The sequence below is a fragment of the Myxococcus xanthus genome (genome assembly GCF_006402735.1).
GTDB lineage: Bacteria > Myxococcota > Myxococcia > Myxococcales > Myxococcaceae > Myxococcus > Myxococcus xanthus_A.
The window spans coordinates 7795097-7817949 of record NZ_CP017174.1 but is presented as its reverse complement, the minus strand read 5'-3'; the positions used below and the strand labels follow the sequence as shown (position 1 = coordinate 7817949).

At 68.8% G+C, this 22853-nt stretch carries 22 protein-coding genes; 10 read left to right on the top strand and 12 right to left on the bottom strand.

The features are described from left to right. Positions 1-259: 259 nt before the first annotated feature. Entirely contained in the window at positions 260-505 is a 246-nt protein-coding gene (locus BHS09_RS32100) for a hypothetical protein (RefSeq protein ID WP_140795204.1), read from the top strand. Positions 506-563: 58 nt separating this feature from the next. Here BHS09_RS32100 and BHS09_RS32095 read toward each other — a convergent pair whose 3' ends face one another. The 8 genes from BHS09_RS32095 to BHS09_RS32060 form a co-directional block, all read right to left on the bottom strand. After that, positions 564-983: a hypothetical protein gene (locus tag BHS09_RS32095; RefSeq protein WP_237077648.1), complete on the bottom strand. Its 420-nt coding sequence runs from the start codon at positions 981-983 to the stop codon at positions 564-566. A gap of 68 nt (positions 984-1051) precedes the next feature. After that, complete coding sequence (locus BHS09_RS32090; protein ID WP_140799918.1) at positions 1052-1519, bottom strand: hypothetical protein; 468 nt, start codon at positions 1517-1519, stop codon at positions 1052-1054. 5 nt (positions 1520-1524) lie between these two features. After that, on the bottom strand, positions 1525-2571 hold the full coding sequence (locus tag BHS09_RS32085) for a hypothetical protein (protein ID WP_237077647.1): 1047 nt from the start codon (positions 2569-2571) through the stop codon (positions 1525-1527). Positions 2572-2647: 76 nt separating this feature from the next. Continuing rightward, positions 2648-3199 (bottom strand): response regulator transcription factor, encoded by a 552-nt coding sequence (locus BHS09_RS32080; protein ID WP_140799917.1) that lies wholly within the window; start codon positions 3197-3199, stop codon positions 2648-2650. Continuing rightward, on the bottom strand, positions 3186-4568 hold the full coding sequence (locus tag BHS09_RS32075) for an ATP-binding protein (protein WP_140800810.1): 1383 nt from the start codon (positions 4566-4568) through the stop codon (positions 3186-3188). Before BHS09_RS32075 ends, BHS09_RS32080 begins: the two co-directional genes overlap by 14 nt. Before the next feature lie 38 nt (positions 4569-4606). Next, on the bottom strand, positions 4607-4999 hold the full coding sequence (locus tag BHS09_RS32070; protein ID WP_269467613.1) for a helix-turn-helix transcriptional regulator: 393 nt from the start codon (positions 4997-4999) through the stop codon (positions 4607-4609). Positions 5000-5195: 196 nt separating this feature from the next. After that, positions 5196-8939: an isoleucine--tRNA ligase gene (gene ileS / locus BHS09_RS32065; RefSeq protein WP_140799916.1), complete on the bottom strand. Its 3744-nt coding sequence runs from the start codon at positions 8937-8939 to the stop codon at positions 5196-5198. 54 nt (positions 8940-8993) lie between these two features. Then, positions 8994-9275, bottom strand: coding sequence for a hypothetical protein (locus BHS09_RS32060; RefSeq protein WP_140795199.1), 282 nt, complete (start codon positions 9273-9275; stop codon positions 8994-8996). 150 nt (positions 9276-9425) lie between these two features. Here BHS09_RS32060 and BHS09_RS32055 point away from each other — a divergent pair, with 150 nt between their 5' ends. From BHS09_RS32055 to BHS09_RS32040, 4 genes are read left to right on the top strand one after another with little or no spacing between them, the layout of a single operon-like run. Continuing rightward, positions 9426-10166, top strand: coding sequence for a hypothetical protein (locus BHS09_RS32055; RefSeq protein ID WP_140799915.1), 741 nt, complete (start codon positions 9426-9428; stop codon positions 10164-10166). Continuing rightward, complete coding sequence (locus BHS09_RS32050) at positions 10157-10759, top strand: toxin-antitoxin system YwqK family antitoxin (RefSeq protein WP_140799914.1); 603 nt, start codon at positions 10157-10159, stop codon at positions 10757-10759. The genes BHS09_RS32055 and BHS09_RS32050 overlap by 10 nt, the downstream gene beginning before the upstream one ends. A 16-nt stretch (positions 10760-10775) precedes the next feature. Then, complete coding sequence (locus BHS09_RS32045; protein ID WP_140799913.1) at positions 10776-11930, top strand: S1 family peptidase; 1155 nt, start codon at positions 10776-10778, stop codon at positions 11928-11930. Positions 11931-11961: 31 nt separating this feature from the next. Then, positions 11962-12336 carry an ArsR/SmtB family transcription factor gene (locus BHS09_RS32040; protein WP_011556159.1) on the top strand — a complete coding sequence of 125 codons (375 nt, stop codon included), beginning with the start codon at positions 11962-11964 and terminating at the stop codon, positions 12334-12336. Between the two features lie 86 nt (positions 12337-12422). Here BHS09_RS32040 and BHS09_RS32035 read toward each other — a convergent pair whose 3' ends face one another. Together BHS09_RS32035 and BHS09_RS32030 are read right to left on the bottom strand one after the other, a co-directional pair. Beyond that, the gene (locus BHS09_RS32035) at positions 12423-14147 is read right to left on the bottom strand and encodes a hypothetical protein (RefSeq protein WP_261344752.1); all 1725 of its coding nucleotides are present in this window, start codon (positions 14145-14147) and stop codon (positions 12423-12425) included. Positions 14148-14248: 101 nt separating this feature from the next. Further along, on the bottom strand, positions 14249-14515 hold the full coding sequence (locus BHS09_RS32030; protein WP_140799911.1) for a hypothetical protein: 267 nt from the start codon (positions 14513-14515) through the stop codon (positions 14249-14251). Between the two features lie 48 nt (positions 14516-14563). On the opposite strand from BHS09_RS32030, the gene BHS09_RS32025 reads away from it, so the two are divergent. Continuing rightward, entirely contained in the window at positions 14564-15388 is an 825-nt protein-coding gene (locus tag BHS09_RS32025; protein WP_140795193.1) for an SDR family oxidoreductase, read from the top strand. 292 nt (positions 15389-15680) lie between these two features. Then, positions 15681-16790, top strand: a complete 1110-nt coding sequence (locus BHS09_RS32020) for a winged helix DNA-binding domain-containing protein (protein ID WP_237079942.1) — start codon at positions 15681-15683, stop codon at positions 16788-16790. 89 nt (positions 16791-16879) lie between these two features. Here BHS09_RS32020 and BHS09_RS32015 read toward each other — a convergent pair whose 3' ends face one another. Beyond that, positions 16880-17767, bottom strand: a complete 888-nt coding sequence (locus BHS09_RS32015; RefSeq protein WP_140795191.1) for an RNA polymerase factor sigma-32 — start codon at positions 17765-17767, stop codon at positions 16880-16882. Between the two features lie 308 nt (positions 17768-18075). On the opposite strand from BHS09_RS32015, the gene BHS09_RS32010 reads away from it, so the two are divergent. Both BHS09_RS32010 and BHS09_RS32005 read left to right on the top strand, forming a co-directional pair. Beyond that, entirely contained in the window at positions 18076-18531 is a 456-nt protein-coding gene (locus BHS09_RS32010) for a hypothetical protein (protein ID WP_140799909.1), read from the top strand. Positions 18532-18650: 119 nt separating this feature from the next. Continuing rightward, the gene (locus BHS09_RS32005; RefSeq protein ID WP_140799908.1) at positions 18651-19598 is read left to right on the top strand and encodes a hypothetical protein; all 948 of its coding nucleotides are present in this window, start codon (positions 18651-18653) and stop codon (positions 19596-19598) included. A gap of 49 nt (positions 19599-19647) precedes the next feature. On the opposite strand, the gene BHS09_RS32000 is transcribed toward BHS09_RS32005, so the two are convergent. Beyond that, positions 19648-20451 carry an AraC family transcriptional regulator gene (locus BHS09_RS32000; RefSeq protein ID WP_237079941.1) on the bottom strand — a complete coding sequence of 268 codons (804 nt, stop codon included), beginning with the start codon at positions 20449-20451 and terminating at the stop codon, positions 19648-19650. A 137-nt stretch (positions 20452-20588) separates the two neighbouring features. Between BHS09_RS32000 and BHS09_RS31995 the strand changes: the two genes are divergently transcribed. Then, positions 20589-22829 carry a M9 family metallopeptidase gene (locus BHS09_RS31995; protein ID WP_140799906.1) on the top strand — a complete coding sequence of 747 codons (2241 nt, stop codon included), beginning with the start codon at positions 20589-20591 and terminating at the stop codon, positions 22827-22829. Positions 22830-22853: the final 24 nt, after the last annotated feature.

Below are 22853 nucleotides of genomic sequence, written 5' to 3'. Positions count from 1 at the left end.
GGAGGAAACGACGTGGGGAGGCCCCATGGCGTTATCGGGTGCTCCTTTTCTCGGTTTCTTGAATTTATTGTTTTATCGTTTTGTCGCAATATTCCCGTTGTGAAGAAGGGTCGGTGTCTGGCGGAGCGGGGGGAAAAGGCTGGCCTGCGCGGTGGTGGGGTTCCCACCTCGTGGGCATGGCTCCGGGCGTACTTTCACAGGAGGAACGGAAAGTGCGATAGTCGTGAAGGCAACCAACGCCTTCAGGGGAGCGACTGACATGCCTTTGTACTATGTGCAGAACTTCACTTACGACGGTCCTGGCAGCTCGAAGATGTATGGCGCCATGGGGGCCCACAACCACGACCAGGCCAATCAGTTCACCAAGGACTGTCTCGCCTACCTGAAGGCCATTGGCTGCACGAACGTGAAGGAGACGGGCAGCTTCGCGAGCAACCAGGCCGAGCCGCTCCAGGGCAAGGAGATGCGCTGGGACGTGCTCCAAGGGAAATGGGTGAAAGCCTAGCAGTGCTCGCGGGCGTGCCTCTCCTCACGGGCCGAGGCACGTCGCTGCACCCGGAGGCTCAGGGCGCATCCACCGCGTGCGAGATGTCCTTGCCGCCCTTGGTGGCGGCGAACCGGGCCTCGTCCCGCGTGAAGCGGTGCTTCTTCAGTGCGGAGAAGTCGCCCTTCGTCCGAGCGAAGTCGAGGTCCATGACGACCTCGCCTCCCTTGACGAAGACGAGCAGGCACTCCGATTCGTAGACGTCCCTGGCGCCGGACCAATCGATGCCGAGCCACTTCCTGACCTCCTCCGCGCCCACGTAGGGCGTGAAGACGTGGAAGGTGTCCCAGTCGAAGTCCGCCACCTCTGACAGGCGGAAGTCGCCACCTGTCTCCGAGGCGGCGTGGACGCGCTGCTCCAGCTTCGTGGCGAGCGCCGCGCGCTCCTTTCCCCTGCCGCAGCCGCTCATCGCCACGCCGCAAGCGAGCCAAATCGTCACCGCAATCACTGACGTGTCTGTCCAACTTCTGTGTCCGCGCATGCGCGGCACTCTAGCGGTTTGTCTGACTAGACGCCCCGGAGGAGGGGCCGGCCGTGGGACAGGCCGGGCCAGGGAATGGCCAGGACGACGAACAGCATGGCCAGCAGGAGCCCCACCGCCCAGGTGCGGTGTTTGGACCGCGAGGGCGCATCCCGCCGCGTCATCGCGGAGGTCGCGTGCGCGGCCGTGAGGGCCAGGAGCATCAGCAGCGGGTGCTCCAGCCCAAAGAAGCGCAGGTGGCCAATGGACATGCTCATCCGCAGCGCGTCCAGGCTCCGGGGCGTGACGGGGCTGAGCGCGAAGTAGAGCGTCATCCCCAGCAGCATCTGGGTATCGAAGGCGGAGACGAAGAAGCGCTGGAGCCGCCGGTCGCCGGACGTCCAGTCACGGCCTCGCGCCCAGCCCGCCAGCGCCCTCACGAGCGCGAGCACGCCCAGCACCACCACCCCCCAGCGCAGCCAGGAGTGGAGGAGCAACACCCCCGAGTAGAGCATGACGCCTAGCCCTCTTTCTTCGCGGGCATCGCTTCAATCCAGCGCTGGATGAGCGCCCGGCCCTGTTCGTCCACCACGCGGGTGCCCAGGGGGGGCATCTGCATGAAGTCCCCGCGCTGGCTCATCCGGTGGAGCAGCGAGCTGTGCTGGACGTCACCCGGCGCGACGCGCTGCGAGCTCTTCTCGAACATGCCCGACGTCTGGATGAGCGCCTTCACATTCACGGACGTGCGCCAGGTGTCCGTCTCCTGCACGGAGCCGAGCTCGCCCGCTTCCAGGCGCAGGTGCAGGCCGGAGCCGCTGCCCAGCGCCATGCGGTTGGCGCTGTGGCACGACACGCCGCAGTTCATGTGCAGGTAGCCCAGGGCGGCCTGTTCCACCGGCGTGCCGGGAATGCGGGGCGCCTTCGCGGGTGGATGGCTCAAGAGCCCTTCCTCCACCAGCTTCGCCAGCGTGAGGCCCCGCGCGCCGTCATGGGCCAGCGCGACGGCCTCGAAGCCGAGCACTTCGTCGCCGCGCCCGCGGTGGCAGGACTGGCAGTCCAGCTGGCTGGGGATTTCGTAGCCCTCCGTGCCGGGCACGTTCTTCTCGCCATCGGTCAATTCGAGCGCCGTCTTCCCGTCGTCGCTCCAGCGGTAGGTGGTCCGCAGCCAGCTGCCGTCCGGACGCTTCCAGAGGAAGCGCGTCTCAATGGGGCGCCCCTTCCAGCTGAACTCCTTCCAGAGCTTCGTGCCCACGGGGAAGCGCCACTCGTCGCTCTTGGACGTGTCCACCTTGGTGCCGGGCGGCAGGTAGATGAAGCGCGCCTTGTCCGAGCCGTCGCTCCACAGCTGGAGGCCGGGCTCGTAGGGGCGCACCTCGGGAGGAATCACCCGGGCTGCCCACCCCGTGCCGCCCTCGCCGTAGAGGCCGGTGCAGGCCAGGTGCTGGAGCTCCTGGCACTGGATGCCGCCGTTGGCTTCCTTCCAGCCCGCATCGGTGGGCGTCTTGGTACAGCCTCCGGCGGACACCATGATGCTGAGCAGCAGCGCACTCGTGCGTGGCGTGGACATCGGACCTCCTGACACCTTCCACCCTACCGGCTCGGTCGCCGCGTTTCGTGCGTCTTGCTGACGCACCCCGGGGTGCTCACTTGGGAACGGGATACTTGGACAGCTTGCGTTGCAGGCTCCGCCGCTGGATGCGCAGCAGCCGGGCGGCCTGGGAGATGTTGCCTCCACAGTCGGCGAGCACGCGCTGGATGTGCTCCCACTCCGCGCGCGCCAGGGAGGGCACCTCGTGGGTGAGCGCGGCCTCCTGGCCGGAGGGAAGGGTGGCGCCGGCGAAGGCGAGCAGGATGTCGTCCACGTCCGCGGGCTTGGCCAGGTAGTGCGTGGCGCCTCGCCGAACGGCCTCCACCGCCGTGGCGATGCTGCCGTAGCCCGTCAGCACCACGACGGTGATGCTCGCGTCCAGGGCCTTCAGCTCGCGCACCAACTCCAGGCCGGAGCCGTCGGGCAGGCGCAGGTCGACGACGGCGTAACCCGGACGCAACGCCCGCGCGGCATCGAGCGCCGCTTGCGTGCTGGCCGCGCCGTGGGCCTGGAAGCCGTGCCGCACGAAGGCGCGCACCAGCCGCTCTCGGAAGCGCTCGTCGTCGTCGATGACGAGCACCGTGGCGGGGGCTTCACCTGGTGGCATCGGACGACTCCTTCCTCAAGGGCAGCTCCAGCGTCACGCGCGTTCCCTGTCCCTCCTCGGAGCTGAGCTCCAGGCGGCCTCCACACAACTCGGCGTACGTCTGGGTGAGGAACAGGCCCAGCCCCATGCCCTGGCCCGCGGGCTTGGTGGTGAAGAAGGGCTCGCCCAGCCGGGGCAGCAGCGCGCGCGGGATGCCGGTGCCCTGGTCCTCCACGATGAAGCGCAGGCGGTCCACCTCGCGGTGCGCGGACACCACGACGTTCGCTCCGGTGGCCTCGCTGGCATGCAGCCCGTTGCGCACCAGGTTCGTCAGGACCTGCACCAGTCCTCGCACGGGGCACCAGAAGGGCACGTCCGGGCCGGGCTCGAGCTGGAGGCGCGCCTGGTCGGCGGTGCCCAGCTGGTCCCGGAGGCGGGCGAGCACGTCGCTCGGCGTCGTCCGTTCGGGGACCTCGCCCATCGTCTGTCCGGCGCGGGCGCTCATGCGCTCCAGGATGTCCCGGCAGCGCTCCACCTCGTCCCGGATGAGGCGGGCATCCTCCAGCGCTTCCTGGGGCGCCTCCAGGATGAGGGCGTCCAGTTCGTTGGCCGCGATGGCGATGGTGCCCAGCGGCGTGCCCAGTTCGTGTGCCGCGCCGGCCGCCAGCGTGGACAGCGACGCCAGCTTCTCCGCGCGCGCCGCCAGCCGCTGCGTGCGCGCCAGCGCGGCATGCCGGTCTCTCAGCGCGGCGGCCACGCGGGCGACGACGAAGGCGATGATGAGCGCCGTCAGCGTGAAGGCGACCCACATGCCCACGACGTGGAGCGAGTCCAGGCCGTGGCTGCCCGGTGGGTTCACCGTGTCGGGCAGTGGGACGTGGAACGCGAAGAGGCTGGTCGAGCCCAGCACCGACAGCAGCGCGATGAGCACCGTCCAACGGGGGCCCAGCACGATGGCCGCCAGCGTCACGTGGACGAGATACAGCATGGCGAACGGGTTGGCCGGGCCACCGGACAGCGCGAGCAGCCCCGTCAGCAACGCGGTGTCGAACGCGAGCACGGCGCCCAGCAGGCCGGGACGGACCTCGGGCTCGCGGCGGAGCCAGAGCGCGAGGAGCAGGTTGGACACCGCGGTCGTGGCCACCAGGGCCAGCAGTGGCGCCACGGGCAGCTCCAGCTCCAGCACCCGGACGGCGACGCCCACCGTCAGCGCTTGTCCGGCGACGGCGTGCCAGCGCAGGCGGACCAGCCACCCGAGCGCGATGTCGCTGGAGGACAACTTCGCCGCCATGTCCCCGGTGGAGCGTCGGAAGGCGGAGCGCGGCTGGCGCGGGGGCGAGGCCGGGACGTCAGGCGACGGCGCCTCGGCGTGAGTCGGCGCGGTGGACACCCGCACGTCATATCCCGGCGATGGCAGTGGGGTGTGCGTCAAGTTGACGCATTGGCCTGCCGGGCCGGTGCCTGGCCCTGGAGCGTGCTTCGCAGCCGGGAGATGTCTCGCGCGGGCGGCGCGCCAAACAGCCGGCTGTACTCCCGGCTGAACCGCGAGGGGCTCTCATGGCCCACCGAGTGCCCCGCCGAGGCCGCGTCCAGCGCCTGTCCCAGCATGAGGCGCCGGGCCTCCTGGAGCCGCAGGTGCTTCTGGTACTGGAGCGGGCTCATGGCGGTGATGCTCTTGAAGTGGTGATGGAGCGCGGACGTGCTCATGTGCGCCACGCGCGCGAGCTTCTCGATGCGCAGCGGCTCCGCGTTCGTGCTCGCGACCGAGTTGGGCCTGTGCCTGCTCGCGGTGCTGCTGGCCGGCGCGGCCCACGACGCCAACCTGACCCACCTCGTGGCCGGCCGGGACGTACCGCGTGGACACGCTCGTCTACACGTCCAACTGGTCCCAGACGTTGCTGTACCGGAACGACACGACCTTCACCGCGAACTGAGTGAAGGCTGGCGCGTCCCTGTCTTGCCGTGACTTGCGGACTGCCTCATCGCGGGGATGAGGCAGCCCGTGTTTTTTCGCGGCTCAGGCCCGTTCCACGCGGATGCGCGCGGGCAGGCCGTTGATGCTGACTTCTTCTTCCTGGCCGGTGAGGCCCTCGGGGCCCACGAGGATGCTGGAGGCCAGCGTCTCCCGCGCGATCAGCTCCCGCGCTTCGTCCGTCACGCGCTTCACGCGCGCGTCGCCGTCCACCCAGAGCTGGATGCGGTCGGTGTAGCCCAGCTCCATGTCCTTGCGCGCGCCCTGCACGCGGGCGAGCAGCTCGCGCACCAGACCCTCATCCACCAGGGACTCGCTCAGCTCGGTGTGGAGCACCACCACGCCCACGCCCATGCCCGCGGCGGCATAGCCGGGGTTGGCCTCCACCAGCGTCTCCAGCTCCTCGGCGGTGAAGACCAGGTCCTCGCCGGCCACCGTCATGGCCACGCGGCCCGTCTGGAGCAACTCGCGGTGCAGCGCGGCGCCGTCACCCGTGTCGAAGGCCTTGCGCACCGGGGCCAGCTTGGGGCCCAGCCGTCCGCCCACCGCGCGCAGGTTGGGCCGGACGCGGAAGCGCACCACGTCCGCCTCCGGGCTGCCCGGCTCCACGAAGCGCACCTCGTGGACGTTCAGCTCGTCCGCGATGAGGTCGCGATACACCGCCACGCGGTCCGTCAGCTCCTTGCGCGCCAGGATGACGTCCGCGCGCGCCAGCGGCTGGCGCACCTTGAGGCGGTTGTCCGTGCGCACCTTGAGGCCCAGGGAGACCAAATCCCGCACCGCGCCCATCTCCGCCGCGAGCCCCTCGTCGATGAGGGACGCATCCACGGTGGGGAAGCGCGCCAGGTGGACGCTCTCCGGCTGCGTGGTGGGCCAGGGCTTGCGCACCAGGTTGCCCCACATCTCGTCGGCGAAGAAGGGGATGAAGGGCGCCGATAGCGAGGCAATGGTGGTGAGCGCCTCGTAGAGCGTGAAGTACGCGTCCTGCTTGTCCTGTTCGAAGCCCGGCGCCCAGAAGCGCGAGCGGCTGCGGCGCAGGTACCAGTTGGACAGCGCGTCCACGAGCGCCACCATCCGCTGGGCCGCGTCGTAGACCTGGTAGGTGTCCAGCGCGCGGGTGACGTCGCGCAGGGTGAGGTGGACCTCGGACAGAATCCAGCGGTCCAGCACCGGCCGCGCCTTCACCTCGCGCCAGCCCTGGCTGCGGCGGATGGCTTCCCACGGCGAGTCGGACGCGTCCGTGTTGCCGGCCGCGGGGGTGAAGCCGTCGATGTTCGCGTAGATGGTGAAGAACGAGTAGACGTTGCGCAGCTTGACCTGGAAGTCCTTCTGCAACAGCCGCACGTTGCTCAGCGAGTGCCGCGTGTTCGACCAGGTGGGGCTCGCCGCGTAGAAGAACCAGCGGAACGCGTCCGCGCCCGGCGCCTTGGCGGCGGGGTCCTTCAGCACCACGCGCTCCGAAGGCGCCAGCCGGGGCACCTCCACCGGCATGACACTGGCGCCACGCGCGGAGGGCGCCACGTCCAGCGTCTGCAGGTCAGCGGGCGCCAGCAGCAGCACGCGGCGCTTGAGCTTCTTGTGCGCCTTCACCGTCGCGGTGACGACCACGTTCGGACGGTCCGGCCGGAAGAGCTGCACCTTGGCGCCCTCCTGGATGTCCAGGCCCTCCAGGTCCTCGCGAGCGATGAGCGCTACGCCCGGCTCACCCGGAACGCCGGCCTCAGTGGCCGTGAGGACGGCGAAGTCCATGCGCACTTCGTCCAGGATGATTTCCGGCGGCGTGTAGTTGCCCTTGGACTTGGACTCCTTGCGGCCCTCCTTGTCGGAGACGTGGCCCAGCACGATGCAGCTCTTGTACGGCTGCGGCCAGCCGCGCTGGGGTGACAGGCCCATGCGCGCCTGCGTCTCCTCGTCGAAGATGAGCGTGCTCACCATCAGCAGCGAGTAGAACCAGCCACGCGTCTGGTCGATGGCCTCGGAGATGAAGTCCGCGGGGAAGGCGCGGTTGAAGATCTCCCGCGAGCCCGGCGCGTGCGGGAAGCCCCACTGCGCGAAGGGCATGCAACCGGAGTCGAACCACACGTCGACGACTTCGGGCACGCGCTGGAAGCGCCCCGGGGTGCCGGGCTTCTCGAACGTCACCTTGTCGATCCACGGCTTGTGGACGATGAGGTGCTTCGCGTTGGCTTCGTGCGGCTTGCCCGCGAGGAAGGCATTCAGCTCCGCCTCCACCGCGGCCACGTTGTTGCCCGGCTTCTCGCGCAGCGCCTGGAGCGAGGGGATGGCCTCCACCTCACCCGTCTCCGAGTGCACCCACAGCGGCAGCGGCGTGCCCCAGTAGCGCTCGCGCGACAGGGCCCAGTCCACGTTGTTGGCCAGGAAGTCGCCGAAGCGGCCTTCCTTGATGTGCTCGGGCACCCAGTTGACGGCGCGGTTGTTGGCGATCGCCTCGTCCTTCACGGACGTGGTGCGGATGTACCAGGCGGGCCGGGCGAACTGGATGAGCGGGTCGTCGTCCGCGCGCCAGCAGAAGGGGTACTCGTGCTTGTACTGCTCCGTGAAGAGGACCAGCCCGCGCTCCTTCAGGTGGCGCTGGATGTCCTTGTCCGCCTCCTTCACGAAGCGCCCCGCGACGAGCGGCACGTCGTCGGAGAAGGTGCCGTCCGGCTTCACCGCGCAGAACAGCTCCAGCGCCTCCGGCTGGGCGAAGCGGGCCTTGTCCTTGCGGAATGCCTCGTAGTCGTCCTCGCCAAAAGCCGGGGCGATGTGGACGATGCCCGTGCCGCTGTCGAGCGTCACGAAGTCCGCGCCCAGCACGCGCCAGGCCTGCGCATCCTCACCGCCGTCCTTCAGCGGCAGCCGCGTGTCGCCCGCGCGCTGGTGGTAGAGGTCGAAGGGCGGCTGGTAGCGCTGGCCCACCAGGTCGCTGCCCTTCTGCGTGGCGAGCACCGGCAGGTCCTGCTTGAGCTTCTTGGCCAGCGCCTCGCGCAGCGCCGCGGCGACGATGAGCTTGCGCTCGCCCGCGTCCACGGTGACGTAGTCCACGCCCGGGTTGACGGCCGCGTACATGTTGGACGGCAGCGTCCAGGGCGTGGTCGTCCACACCACCAGCGCGGTGTCCGGCGTGTCGCGCAGCGGGAAGGCGACGTAGACGCTCGGGTCGTCCACCGTCTTGTAGCCCAGGCCCACCTCCGCGGCGCTCAGCGCGGTGCCGCCCTGCGGCCACCACCACACCACCTTGTGGCCCTGGTACAGCAGGCCCTTGCGGTGCAGCTCCGCCAGCGCCCACCACACGCTCTCCACGAACGGACGGTGGTAGGTGACGTAGGCCTGGTTCAGGTCCACCCAGAAGCCGATGCGCTCGGTGAGCCGTTCCCACTCGGAGGTGTAGCGGAAGACGGATTCGATGCAGCGCTCGGTGAAGGGCTCCACGCCGTAGCGTTCAATCTCCGCCTTGCCGTGGATGCGCAGTTCCTTCTCGACCTCCACCTCCACGGGCAGGCCGTGGGTGTCCCAGCCGGCCTTGCGGGGGACGTAGTGGCCCGTCATCGTCTTGTAGCGGGGGAACAGGTCCTTGATGACGCGCGTGAGGACGTGGCCGTTGTGCGGCAGGCCGTTGGCGGTCGGCGGTCCCTCGTAGAAGACGAAGCTGGGGGCACCCTCACGCGTTTCGAGCGAGCGCTCGAAGATGCGGCGGTCCTTCCAGAAGGCCTGGATGCGGCGCTCGTCGGAAGGAAAGTCCATCTCCGCGGGCACCGCATCGAACAGGGAAGGGGGCGTTTCAGGCATGGTGCGGTGCTTGATAGCACCGCCCGCGCCGGGGATGGATGCCCGTCCTGTGAATCAGTACAGCGGACAGATGACCGGCCCGTTGCGGCCACAGACGTTTCGCTCGATGTAGTAGCCCCAGTCCGGGCTGTAGTAGGCGTACATCGTCGGACCGCTGCCGCAGGACACGTACTGGGACCAGACCAGGCAGTGGATGTCCGGGTTGTACTCCGGGTAGAGGGCCTGGGACGTGGACTCCGTCGCGGAAGGCTCCGCCGCGGCTTCGTCCATGGCTCCACCACAGCCACCCATCAGCAGGGCGGCAATGCACATCAGGGTTGCGCGATTCTGGGGCATGGGTCTCTCCTGAGGGCGGCGTCCATCGCCGGGTGTCGAGTCTATGCTGGGATGGTGTTGATTTCAGGGTAAGCCTGTTGACGCCCATGTGCGCATGTTTCTAGGTTCTCGGGTGCTGAGAATTCTCATATCCCTGGAATCGAGAGAGACATGAAAAGGCTTCTGCTCTGTGCCCTGTCGCTGGCTGTCGTGGTGGGCTGTTCCGACGCGCCGCCTGGACAGTCCATCGAGCAGGAGGGCTTCAAGGTCCTCCAGCACGACGCGACGACGCTGGAGGCCACGTACGGCTCCGGGGGCGCTGTGGTGCGGATGCTCGCGGTGGAGACGCAGGCCAACGTCGTCGAGGTGACGTACGACTTTGGCGACCCCGTCATTGGGTTCCACATCGACTTCAATCAGGGCGTGGGCCAGTTCATGCCATCGGGCAGCCCGCTCGACGCGACCCATTCGCACCTGCTCGCGTCGCTGCTGGAGGGGCTTGCCCGCGAGCTTCCCGAAGAGGGCCGCACCCGCGTCGAGGACGCCGCCGAGCGCCAGACGAGCTTCATGCAGATCGTCCCCGTGGGCGAGGTCCTCACGGCGTACGAGTACGTGTCCGAGCGCGGCTGGACGCACATCTCCTGCTCCTGCGGCCAGCAGTACATCGGTTCCGGCTACTACCGCACGGCGGGCATGGGCTGCGGCTGCACCGGCGGCTCGGGCAACGGCTGCAAGGGCCGCTGCGGCCAGGGCTGCGGCGTCACCAGCCTGCCGCGCTGCGTGGGCACCACGGCCTATACGCAGGACTGCGCCAAGCACGACTACGGCCTGGGCAGCTTCGCGGCGGCGTCGGATGACTACTCGTTCGCGCGCAACAACTGCAGCTGCAGCGGCGTGGGTTCGTGCAGTTGAAGAAGCGCGTGCTGACAGGTGCGGCGCTGTCGCTCGCCGCCGGGATGGCCCTGGGGTGCAACCGGGCTTCCGGGCCCTGTCCCGATGGCGCGCGGCTCCAGGGTCGCGCGCCGCCCGACGGCGTCCTCCAGTGGTGCGCCCAACTCGATGGCAAGAAGCACGGCCGTTGGGCGGAGTGGCACGCCACCGGGAAGCTGAAGACGGAGGGCACCTACGTCGACGGGAAGATGGAGGGCCGCTGGGTCAGCTACTTCGAGGACGGCGTGAAGCAGTTCGAGGGCGACTATCGTGGCGGGCTCAAGCAGGGCCTGTGGACCCTCTACTACGAGGAGGGCCAGAAGAACCGCGAGGAGCTCCATTCGCCCGGCTCCGGCCCGGTGAAGTGGACCGCCTGGCGCTCGGACGGCTCGAAGTGGGCGGAAGGGACGCTGGCGGGGCATCGCTCGCAGGGCGCTTATGCGGAGTGGCACCCCAATGGCGCGCTGGCCGTGCAGGGCCAGTACGAGAAGGGGGAGAAGACGGGTGATTGGAAGTACTGGGACGTCGCGGGCGCCGCCACGGACGTTCCGCAGGGCGACTTCGACAGCGAGTGACGTCACGTCCGCCGCCGTGGGACTCCTGCTGGCGGCGGGAGCGTGTGGTCCTTCTGTCGTCCCTGTCTCCCCGGAGGCGCTCACCCCGGCGCGGCGGGCCGTGGTGGGCGGAGCGCCCGAGCCGAGATTCCCCGCGGTGGCCGCCATCGTCCCCGTCTCGCCCTTCTGTGGTGAGCCCGACGAGGCGGCTCGCGTGCTCTGCACGGGCACGCTGGTGGCGCCTCGGGTGGTGCTGACGGCGGCGCACTGCGTGGAGACCGCGGATGCGCCGCGGGTGTTCTCGGTGGTGTTCGCCGCGGAGACGGCCCGTGCCTCGGCCGCGCAGCGCATCCGCGTGGTGGAGGGCCGGCTCCATCCCGCGTGGCGTCCGGGTGTGAGCGACCTGGGCGTGTTGATTCTCGCCAGCGATGCGCCAGTCGCTCCGCTGGCCTGGGAGGCGCGGGCGTTTCCCGCCGACGGCGTGGGGCGGCTGGCGCGGGTGGTGGGCTTCGGCGTGGACGGGGAGGGCGGCTCGGGCCTGCGCCGAGGTGGCTTGTCCCGAATCACGTCGGTTGAAGCGGACGCGTTCTCCGTCGAAGCGGCGCCAGCGATGTCGTGCGGCGGGGACAGCGGTGGCCCGGTGTTCATCGAACAGGACGGCCTCGAGCGCCTGGTCGGTGTGACTTCGTTTGGTGACCTCACCTGCACCACGGGGACGAACACCCGCGTCGACGTGCACGCGGACTTCATCCAGGCGGCCATTGACGACGCCTCACGAGGCGCGCCCGTCCGGACGCCGGTGGAGCCAGACGTGGACTCCTGCGCGCAGCGGTGCCGTGCGCATGTGGACTGTCCCGTGGGCATGGCGTGTGTCGCGAGGGAAGACGGCACCCGGAGTTGCGCGGTGGCGGGGCTCGAGGCGGGCCACTTCGGGCCTGCCTGCACCGGCGCGCTGGGGGAGCATCCGTGTGTGAAGGCGGGCTCGGCGTGCCGGCTGTGGCTGCCCTGCTCCGAGCCGCGGGATGCAACAGCGCAGGGAGGGTGCGCGGCGGCAGGGAGCGGAAACCCCGGCCTGATTCCGCTGGTGCTCCTGGCCTGGTCCTGGGGACGTGGCCGTCGCGCGAAGGGCGGGTCGTCCGCGAGCGCCTTCCAGTCGCTGCTCGCCTGTCAGCCCCTCTGGCATGTTGTTTAACTGGGTGGTTTAATTTTGGGCGGAGGTCGTTATGGTCACCCCCATGGTTCAGCAACGTTCCGAGCAGCTCGACGCGGTCTTCCACGCGCTTTCCGACCCGACGCGGCGGGAGATGCTGCGCAGCCTGTCCTCGGGACCGCGGAGCATTGGCGAACTGGCGGCGCCGTTCAGCATGTCCTTCGCGGGCGCTTCCAAGCACGTCAAGACGCTGGAGCGTGCGGGGTTGGTGAACAGGTCGGTGGAGGGGCGCACGCATCGGTGCAGCCTCGCGCCGGCGCCGCTGGCCGGAGCGGCCGACTGGCTGCGTTTCTACGAGCGCTTCTGGAATGACCGGCTGGATGCCCTGGAGCGGGAGCTCCGCAAGCCCGAGCGCGGCAGCGCCAGGAAGGGCGCGCGACATGAGTGAGGTTCGGATGTGTCGCATGCGACGTCCACCCGCGAGGAGGTGGACGCCATTCTCCAGCGCATAGGCTCGGGGCCCTGGCGTCCCGCTCACCTGAAGGGCCAGAAGCGCGTCACGAAGGGGGCCGTGGTGGACGAGCCTTCGTCGGCGCGGAGGCCCGCCACGCACATGGAGCCATCGGTGTCGAGCGCGGCGGCGAGGGCAACCTCGGTTCCCGGCAGGTTGGTGCGGTGCGTGCGCAAGGCGGTCTTCCCATCCTCGGACAGGTGGATGATGCCGATGCCATCCGTGGCGCCATCGATGGTGCTGGCCACCGCCAGGACCAGGTTGCCGCCATGCAGGATACCCGTGCCCACCAGCCGTTCCTGCTGGGGTCCTGACGCGGACCAGTGGGTGACGCTGTCGCCATCCCAGCCGAAGCTCGTATCAGGGCTGCCGTTTGCATGGACCCGCGTCACCGCGCCGCTGTTGGGGGAATCGGTGCCCGCATTCCACCGCGCGCTGCCGCCCACCAGCAACTTGTCCCCGTCCAGTAGATGCAGGGTCCGGGGCGTCAGGCGAGGCCAGTCCGACACGCTGCGGTACGTGAAGCTCGAGTCGGGCGTACCGTTGACGTTGTAGCGACGCAAGGCCATTCGATTGCGGCTGGCATTCGTAGTTCCCGCCACCACGATGCGGTCGTCGGCCAGGGTGACAACGGCCAGTCCGTCCTCGTCTTCGCCCAGGTCATCCCAGGCCAGTCCATCCGAGCTGAAGGTCGTATCGGCGGCGCCCGTGGGCGTGAGGCGCATGATGACGAAGTCCAGGTCATCATGCTGCACGGTGCCTGCACCGACGATGCGCCCCTTCGAATCCACCGTGACGGCATGCAGCGCGGCGTTGCCCGCTGAAATCTGGAAGGTGCGTACACCCATGTCGCCGAAGGTGGTGTCCAGGGCGCCCGCCGAGGTGTACCGGGCGAAGAGCAGGCTCTGGTACTGGCTCCCCGCGCAGCTCCCAGGACCCGAGATGGCGCCCCCCGCGACGAGGATTCGCCCGTCGGGCAGCACGGTGACGGCGTCCACGTAGTCATCACCTCCGCAGACATCCAGGGTGACGGTGCCCTGGTTGCCAAAGTCCGGGTCCAACGTCCCGTTCGGGAGCAGACGCGCCACCAGGACGTCGCGCAGGCCGGTGGAGCCCGTGGCGCCTGCCAGGATCCACTTGCCATCCGGCTGTGTCGCCAGGGCGTGGATGCGCACCTCCGGCTGGCCGAAGGCGGGCATCGCCACGCCATTGCCGCCGAACGACGAGTCCAACGCCGCCGGGCCGGGCTGGATGACGAGGTTCATGGGCTGCTCGACGCGAGTCGCTCCGCTGCTCGCGACCACCGTGACGGGTACCGTGCCGTAGTGGGCGAATTCCTGGACGGAGAGCGAGAGCAGGCCCACCGTCTCCGTTTCGTCGAGCACATCACTGGTCAAGTGCACGTGCTCGGGAATTCCCTCGATGGAGAGGTGCACTGCATCGGTGAACGAGGGCTCGCGGATGATGGTGACGAGCACCCCCGCGCTCACCTCCGGGATGAACCGGAGTGTGACTTCAGTCGGAGCCTGGAGCGTGAAGCCGGGAGGCGGCTCTCCCGCGTCGAGGTCCTCCGTGCCGGCATCCGTGCCCGCGTCGTTCGTCGATGCCCCCGCGTCCGGCCGCTGGGTGCCCGCATCGGGTCTGGGGGAGGGCGACGGCTCCGAACCGCCACAGCCCCAGGTGACGGGGGCCAGGCACAGGAGTAGCGACGCCAGGAGCGACTTCACGCGCGGCGATGGGACGCCCATGACATCGGAGGAACCTCGACGGCGGGAATGCGCACTGTCCGTGGAAATCATATGAGCCGGCCTCTTAAGCGAGGACTCGGCGACTCGTAAAGACAGACGCCTCAGTGGTCGCCGTGTTCTCGCGGCGCGTCATCCGTCCCGGGCCGCGTGCCCCGGAGCTGCCTGAGCAGGTGGCGCGGCCAGAAGAACAGCGCCATTCCGGCCATGACGAGGAAGAGGATGACGAAGGGCAGCACGAGCACGCCGCCGACGAAGCCGGCCGCCATGCCGCCCAGTCCCCACAGCAGGCCATGGGGAAAGCCCAGGATGGCGCCGGTGAGGGTGCCCACCACCGCGCCCGCCAGGACACAGGGCTCGATGAGGTTCACTATGCGCTCCCACGTTGATGCTCGTCACGAGCCTGGGCGGGAACACGCATGAGCAAGTCGCGACGCAAGGTGGTCCTCATCACTGGCGCATCCTCTGGAATCGGTCAGGCCTGCGCGGAGCTCCTGGGGGCACATGGCCACGCCGTCCATGGTACCAGCCGCCATCCCCGCGCGGATGGTGCCCACCATCGGATGGCCGTGTTGGACGTCACGGATGAGGATTCCGTTCAGCGCGCGGTGGCGTCGGTGCTCGCGGCCGAGGGCCGGCTCGATGTGGTGGTGAACTGCGCGGGCTTCGTGATGGCCGGCGCCGTGGAGGACGTGTCCGTCGAAGAAGCCCAGCGGCAGATGGACACCAACTTCTTCGGCGTGCTGCGCGTCTGCCGGGCGGTGCTGCCCACGATGCGCGCGCAGCGGTCGGGCCTCATCGTCAACATCAGCTCCATGGGCGGCGCCGCCGGGCTTCCCTTCCAGGGGCTCTACAGCGCCAGCAAGTTCGCCCTGGAGGGGATGACGGAGAGCCTCCGGCAGGAAGTCGCCGCCTTCGGCATCGAGGCCACGCTGCTGCAGCCCGGGGATGTCCTCACGCGCGTGCGCGAGTACCGGCAGCGCGCCCGGCAATCCGGTCCCGGGTCCGCCTACCAGGAGGCCTTCGAGCGCGTCATGAACCTGGTGGAGTCAGGAGAAGGCACGGGCGTTCCTCCCGAGCAGGTCGCCCGGAAGCTCCTGGCCCTGATGGAGCGGCAGCGCGTGGATGTGCGCTACTCCGTGGGGCACCTGTCGCAGCGCGTCGGCCTGGTGTCGAAGCGCCTGCTGCCCGGGCGCACCTTCGAGCACATCGTGATGGCGCTCCACGGCATGTCGCGGCGCTGAGCCGGGCCCGGCGGGTTGCACATTCCTGACATAGGACTGTCAGGGGCGGGTCGCAGGATGGCGTCCACGAAGCCCCTTGGGTTCTCCCGACCCAGGGGCGTTCGCATCCCACCCCCAGGTGCCACCCGACATGATTCCCTTCTTGATGATGTTGCCGATGCTCGTCCCCGCGGGTGTCAAACGTGGACGCTCCAGCAAGGCACGGAGGGAAGGGGTGCTGAGTCCAGTGCCTTCACCCACGAAGGAATCCGGAAGCGCGCCGCCTGTCCGTGCCTCCTCGCGGCGGCGGAGCGTGCCGGCCCGGGTCCTGGGGCAGCGGGCCCTCAACCGGGCCCTGCTCCAGCGTCAGTGGCTGTTGCAGCGCTCCCGGGCGGGCGTGGTGGATGCACTGGAGCACCTGGTGGGGCTTCAAGCCCAGGCCACCCATCCTCCCTACGGCGCATTGTGGACGCGGCTGGACGGCTTCCAGCAAGAGTCGCTGACCCGGCTCATCACCGAGCGTCAGGTGGTGCGCGCCGGGATGATGCGCGGGACGTTGCACCTGGTGACCGCGCGAGACTGCCTCGCGCTGCGTCCCGTGCTGCAACCCGCGCTGGACAGGGGGCTGAAGCACTCCTCCCATGGCAAGCAGTTGGCGGGCGTGGAGGCTCAGGCGCTGGTGGCGGAGGGACGGGCGCTGCTGGAGGCACGTCCCAGTCCCCGGGGCGAGCTGGGCCAGCGGCTCCAGGAGAGGTGGCCCGGCCATGATGCGAGCGCCCTGAGCATGGGCTTCTCGAGCCTGGAGCCGCTCGTCGTGGTGCCACCCTGTGGAACGTGGGGCCATGGCGAGCGGATGGTGTACGCCACCGCCGAGTCCTGGCTCGGCCAGCGCTTCGAGCCCGCCGCGCCGCCAGACGCGCTGGTGATGCGCTACCTCGCCGCGTTTGGCCCCGCGAGCGCCAAGGACCTGCAGGCCTGGTCGGGCCTGTCACGCATGGGCGCTGTCCTGGAGCGGTTGAGGCCTGGACTGCGCGCCTTCCGTGACGAGCACGGCGTCGAGCTGTTCGACACCCCCGATGCCCGGAGGCCCGACCCGGACACGCCCGCGCCCGTCCGCTTCCTGTCCGAGTTCGACAGCGTGCTGCTGGCCCACGCGGACCGCACGCGCATCATCTCCGATGCCGCCCGCAAGCGTGTCTTCACCATCAACGGCATCGTGCGCGCCACCATCCTCGTCGATGGCTTCGTTCGAGGAACCTGGCGCATTGAACGCGCCCGCGGCACCGCGACCTTGAGCATCACGCCCTTCGCGCGGCTGTCGCGTGAGGACCGCAGCGCGTTGACTGACGAGGGCGCGCGGCTGCTCGCCTTCGCCGCCGCGGACGTCCAGCACGCCGACATTCGCTTCGAGCGGGTGGGGTGAGCCCGCTCCATGTCGAGCCGGTGCGGGGAGGCGGCGCTCCAGCCGGGCCGGGCTGGAGCGCCGTCGTCTTCCCCAGGAAGGTGTGAGGCTCAGGCGTTGAGCGTGCTCTCGTCGACGCCGGCCTCGGCCATCAGCGTGGCCAGCGCGAGCTTGAGCTTGTCCTTCGCGCGAATCTCCAGCTGACGGGCGCGCTCACGGGAGAAGCCGAAGTGCTCGCCCAGCTCGCTGAGCGTCATCTCCGCGTCACCCATGACGCGCTGCTCGATGATGAAGCGCTCGCGCGGGTCCAGGCGGCGCAGGGCGCGCTGCACGAGCTCGCGGGTGAGGTTGGCCTGCTGCCGGTCGGCGACCTCGTCCACCGCGGAGGCGGACTCGGACTCCACGAAGTCCAGGTGCGTGGCGTCGCCGTCCTCGCCCATGGGCGCGTCCAGGGACAGGTCCCGTCCACCCATGCGCTGCTCCATCTCGCGCACCTCGGAGGCCTTCACGTTCAGCTTGCGCGCAATCTCCTCGGCGTTGACGACGTTCGCGTCGCCGGCGCCCATCTTCTCCAGCTCGCGGCGCGTGCGGGCCAGGCTGAAGAAGAGGCGGCGCTGCGCCTGCGTGGTGCCCAGCTTCACCAGGCTCCAGTTCTTCAGGATGCAGTTCTGGATGTACGCGCGAATCCACCAGACGGCGTAGGAGATGAGGCGGATGCCCTTGTCCGGGTCGAACTTCTGCACGGCCTTCATCAGGCCGATGTTCGCCTCCTGGATGAGGTCCGACATCTTCAGGCCGTAGGAGCGGTACTCGTAGGCCACCTTCACCACGAAGCGGAGGTTCGCCGTCACCAACTGGTGGCCCGCGGCCAGGTCTCCCGCGCGGAAGCGCTTCGACAGCTCCTGCTCCTGCGGCTGGGTGAGCAGCGGGTACTGGTTGATCTCCGACAGGTAGGTGGAGAGCGAATCAGGGGAGGAGAAGGAGTTGGAAGCCTGCATGGTGTCTCTCGGGGAAAAAGAGATCTGGTTGGGGGACCGCGATGCCGCTACGGGGGGTTGCCCTTTGCGACCCGCGTGCCAAGGGGTGGCACCACCGTTTCCAAGTGAATCCAGGGGTTTGCATCCAAAACGGCCCGTGCATAAGGGCGGTAATCGGTCGTTTTTACAGCCAGCCCCACGGAAGTCTCTTCCGAACGTTGACTGGCCAACGCGGCCGTTGGCGCCGGGGGGCAGGCAGGGGGAGCGGGCGGGGCCCTTCACGGAGACCCGCTGTTTCTTGCCCGGCGCGTCATCGCCACCTTGGCGGGATGGGGGACCTCTTCCAGCTCTTCGCCGTTTCCGCCGTGGTGATGGGTGTGTCGCAGACGCTGTCCCGGGAGCGCATCTTCGCGTCGCTGCGCGCGCGGCTGGGGGGCAAGGACTCGTGGCTGGGCTATCTGGTGTCGTGCCCCTATTGCGTGTCGCACTACGTGGCGTTCGTCCTGGTGCCCCTCACGGGGACGAACGTCATCCGGGTGACGGTGGGCGGCTGGCCGGGCTACGTGCTCAGCTGGGTGCTGTCCACGCTGCTCATCACCGTCATCGCGGCTTTCTTCCGGGTGGTGTTCTGGTTCGTGGATGAGACGCAGGGCCTGGTGAAGCGGCGCCAGCGGACGGAAGAGGAGGAGACGGCCACGCGGCGCCTCCATCGCGAGCAGGCGGAGCAGACGCTGAACCACCACTGCCCCGAAACGCGTGAGCCCTCACCGCCCGTACCGCATTGACGCGGCATGTCGCGTGCCCTCCGTATGGATCGACTCGCGCGAAGTGGGAGGACGCAACTTCCCTCTGGGACTTCGAGAAGATGGGGAGAACACCCGTCCCCACCGGGCAGGAGGTCCTCGTGAGCCCCATCGACCGCAGCCGCAGCGCCGTCACCCCTACGACTGTGAAGGCACCCACGGCGGCTCCGAAGAACTCCCTGGTGGGCGGGGTGGTGGATGCCATCAAGGGCGGCATCGCCGACGTGCCCCGCTTCATCGAGATGGGCAAGGACGTCTTCCAGGCCGCGCATGTGAACGAGCTGAAGCGCATCTTCGGCGGGGATGCGAAGCCGGACCGGATGAATGACGGGAAGTTCGTGGGGGCCAAGGGGCGGACGTTTCCGCCCGGCACGCCGCTGAAGGATGTCCCGGGCGTGACGCCGCTGGACAACCCGAACCCGTCGAAGACGATTCTCTACGTCAACGGCATCATGACGCCGACGTCGGGGCAGCTGAGTGAGATGCAGGCCATCGCGGAGACGGCGGACGCGAAGGTGGTGGGCATCCACAACGCGACGCAGGGCCTGGTGGCGGACCTGGCGCAGTGTGTGGGGGACAAGCTGGACAAGGGCCGCAACCCCGCGGTGGATACGCTGGCGGACTCGCTCTACAGCGAGCTGAAGGCGGGCCGTGAGGTGCACCTCATGGGCTATAGCCAGGGCGGCCTCATCACCGCGCGGGCGCTGGATGACGTGGCGAAGCGGCTGCGCATCGAGGACGGCATGTCCCAGGCGCAGGTGGAGAAGACGCTGGGCAAGCTGAGCGTGGAAACGTTTGGCGCGGCGTCCACGCGGTATGTAGATGGGCCCAAGTATGTGCACTACGTCAACAACGCGGACCCGGTGCCCACGCTCACGGGCCTGGGCGGGAGCGTGGACCCGACGGCCTTCCTGAAGGACGCGGGCAAGGGCGCGGTGGTGCACCGGTTCACGGATGGGAATGCCAACCCCATCAGCAACCACATGCTGGACACGCTGTACATGAAGCACCGCGTGGACTTCGACCAGGCTCGGGCGGGGCAGTTCTAGGCGGGTTACGTGGTTGCTCCGGCGTGAACTTCACGCCGGTGGCCTGGCTTCAGCGAGTCCTCTTGCCCCGTGACGCTCCCGGCACGGACGTGGCGACGACGAGCTGCCGGTACTGTCGCGGGCTCAACCCCGTCACCTGCTTGAACTGGCGAGACAGCGCGCTCTGGTCACAGAACCCCACCCCCAGGGCGATGGCGGCGATGGGCTGCGCATCCTCCACCAGCCGCTCCGCCGCCTCGTCGATGCGAGTCTTCATGATGAACTGCCCGGCCGACAGCTGGAAGATGCGCCGCATCCGCCGCTCGAACTGCGCCGCGGACATCCCCGCCCGCCGCGCCAGCGAGTCGATGCGCAGCCGCTCCCCATAGTTCGCCTGGATGTAATCGATGGTCCCCGCGAAGCGCTCGTCCACCAGCCCCGCGCGCCCCGGCTCGTGCACGTCCTTGGACAGACACGCCAGCCCCATCACCTCGCCCGTGGCATCGAACAGCGGCACCTTGCTCGTCAGACACCAGCCCGGCTTGCGGTTGTTGAACAACGTCAGGTCCAGGTTGTCCACGAGCGCGCGCCCCGTCCGGAACACCTTCTCGTCCTGTCGCACGTACCGGTCCGCCATGTACTGGGGGAACAGCTCGTGCGCCGTGCGCCCCACCGCCGCCGCCTTGCTCTTCAGGCCACAGCGCTCCGCGCACGCCTCGCTGATGCACACGTAGCGCCCCCGGATGTCCTTCACCGAGAAGACGATGTCCGGCACCCGGTCGAACAGCTCCTCCGCGAACAGCGGATTCGCCACCCGCCCCATGAAGCCCATCCGCCAGTGCTCCAAGGTTTCACGCGTTTTGGTGGTTTCCATTCGTCCCCACATGGGAAAGACACAAGAATGTCACACGTGCTCACGAATACCTTGAAAGCCGCGTGAAACCCACGTCGGTGTTACTCGGAACGGACGACACCGTGCGGCAAGCCCCCCCATTCGCGGAGCACGAAGCCATGCGCAGTCCAGTCACGGATTGGTGTCGCTGTCACATCGTCCTCGCCATCTGTTGTCTCACCCTGTTCGCACCCGGAGCGGACGCCCGTCCCGGAGGTCCTCTCCCGGCCGAGTCTGCTCAGCGCGTTCATGGACTGGAGCACGCGCACCAACGCATCCAACCCGACGAGCGGCAGCCGGATGTCTCCCCGGAGCAGCTGCGTCAGGCCCTCACCCCACCCGCACCGAAGCGCTTTCTGCTGGCGTGTGACACGGCGGCCTTCGGGGCCGCCACCGGCACGGCGCTCGTCACGCTGGTGAAGGGCTCCTCGACGGAGTGCATCAACACGCTGTTCAGCGTCACGGGCACGCTCGCCCGGCAGGTGTTCATCGAGAGCAAGATGGTCACCATCGCCAACGCGCTCACCACCAGCGCGCAAGGCTACGGGGGCAACAACAATGGCCAGACGCTCCAGCTCATCATGTTCCTGCGCGCGGGGTACTACGTGCAGTACTACGCCCCGGACGTCGTGGGCAGCTACGGCACGGCGCTGGCCAACGCCATCCGCCCGGCCCTGGCCGCCTTCGTGGCCAACAGCCACTTCCGGGACGTCAACGACGACCACGGCGCGGTGCTGCGGGAGTTCGTCACGCTCATCGACAGCGCGGGGGAGAACGCGCGGCACCTGGGCACCTTCAAGGGCCTGCTGGACCGCTTCAACGACACCACCCTGGCCTCCTGGTACATGCGCAGCGCCACCAGCAACGTCTTCGTCGGACTGTTCCGCGGCCACTACAACGACGACTTCGTGGCGGCCGTACAGCAGGACCCGTCCATCATCGACTCGCTGGACTCCTTCGGCCTGCGCACCGAGCACCTGCTGGGCACCGACAACCAGTACCTCGCCGTCAACGCGGCCCGCGAGCTGTCCCGCTTCCTCCAGTACCCGGGGACGGTGCAGACGAAGACGCGCCCCAAGGTGAAGGCGCTCATCACCAGCCACTCGATGACGGGCCCCACCGCGGGCGTCTGGGTGGGCGCCGCGGAGATGGCCGACTACTACGACGGCGCCAACTGCGCGTACTACGGCATCTGCGACTTCCGGCGGACGCTGGAGCAGGCGGTGCTCCGCGTGACGCACGACTGCGGCGCCACGCTGCGCATGCGCGCCCAGGAGATGACGGCCACGCAACTCACGCAGAGCTGCGGCCAGCTCGCCACGCAGGAGTCCTACTTCCACGACAAGCTGAAGACGGGCCGCCTGCCCGTCGCCAGTGACAACAACACGTCGCTGGAGATGGTCATCTTCGACAGCAGCCTGGACTACCAGACGTATGCCGGCGCGCTGTTCGGCATCGACACGAACAACGGCGGCATGTACCTGGAGGGAGACCCGGCGGCGTCCGGCAATCAGGCCCGCTTCATCGCCTACGAGGCGGAGTGGGTTCGGCCCGCGTTCGAAATCTGGAACCTGCGCCACGAGTACGTCCACTACCTGGATGGCCGCTTCAACATGAAGGGCGACTTCGGCGACAGCATCAGCCAGCCCACCATCTGGTGGATTGAAGGGCTGGGTGAGTACGTCTCCAAGAAGGACGACAACGCGTCCGCGGTGGAGCTGGGCACCAGCAAGAGCTTCCAGCTCAGCCAGATTCTGCGCAACGACTACAACAGTGGCACCGAGCGCGTGTACTACTGGGGCTACCTCGCGGTGCGCTTCATGTTCGAGCGCCACCCGGCGCAGGTGGACACCTTCGTTGGCCAGTTCCGCGCGGGGAACTACACCGGGTATCGCACGTCGCTGGACAGCCTGGGCTCGGCGAACGACGCGGAGTTCCACCAGTGGATTGACTGCGTCTCCACCGCGACCGACCCGAGCACCTGCGCGAATCCGGACCCGGGCCCGGGGCCCGGCAACGGCACGCCGTGCACGGGCGCGGACACCCGGATGCTGGACAACGGTTGCTACCGGGGCCCGCTGGCCGGAAACAACATCCAGTACTTCTACCTCTGGGTGCCCGCCGGCGCGCGCAACCTGCGCTTCCAGATGAGCGGCGGCACGGGCAACGCGGACCTCTACATCCGCGCCAACCAGTGGCCGTCGACGACGGCGTATGACTACCGGCCGTATCTGGCCGGCAACGACGAGGTGGTGGACATCCCCTCGCCGCTGACCGGCGTCTACTACTACGCCATGGTGAGGTCCCGCGCGGCGTTCGCGGGCGTGAAGCTGGAGTCCCGCTTCGACGCGGCGCCGTGAAGCCCGGGATGACTCCCGGGTGAA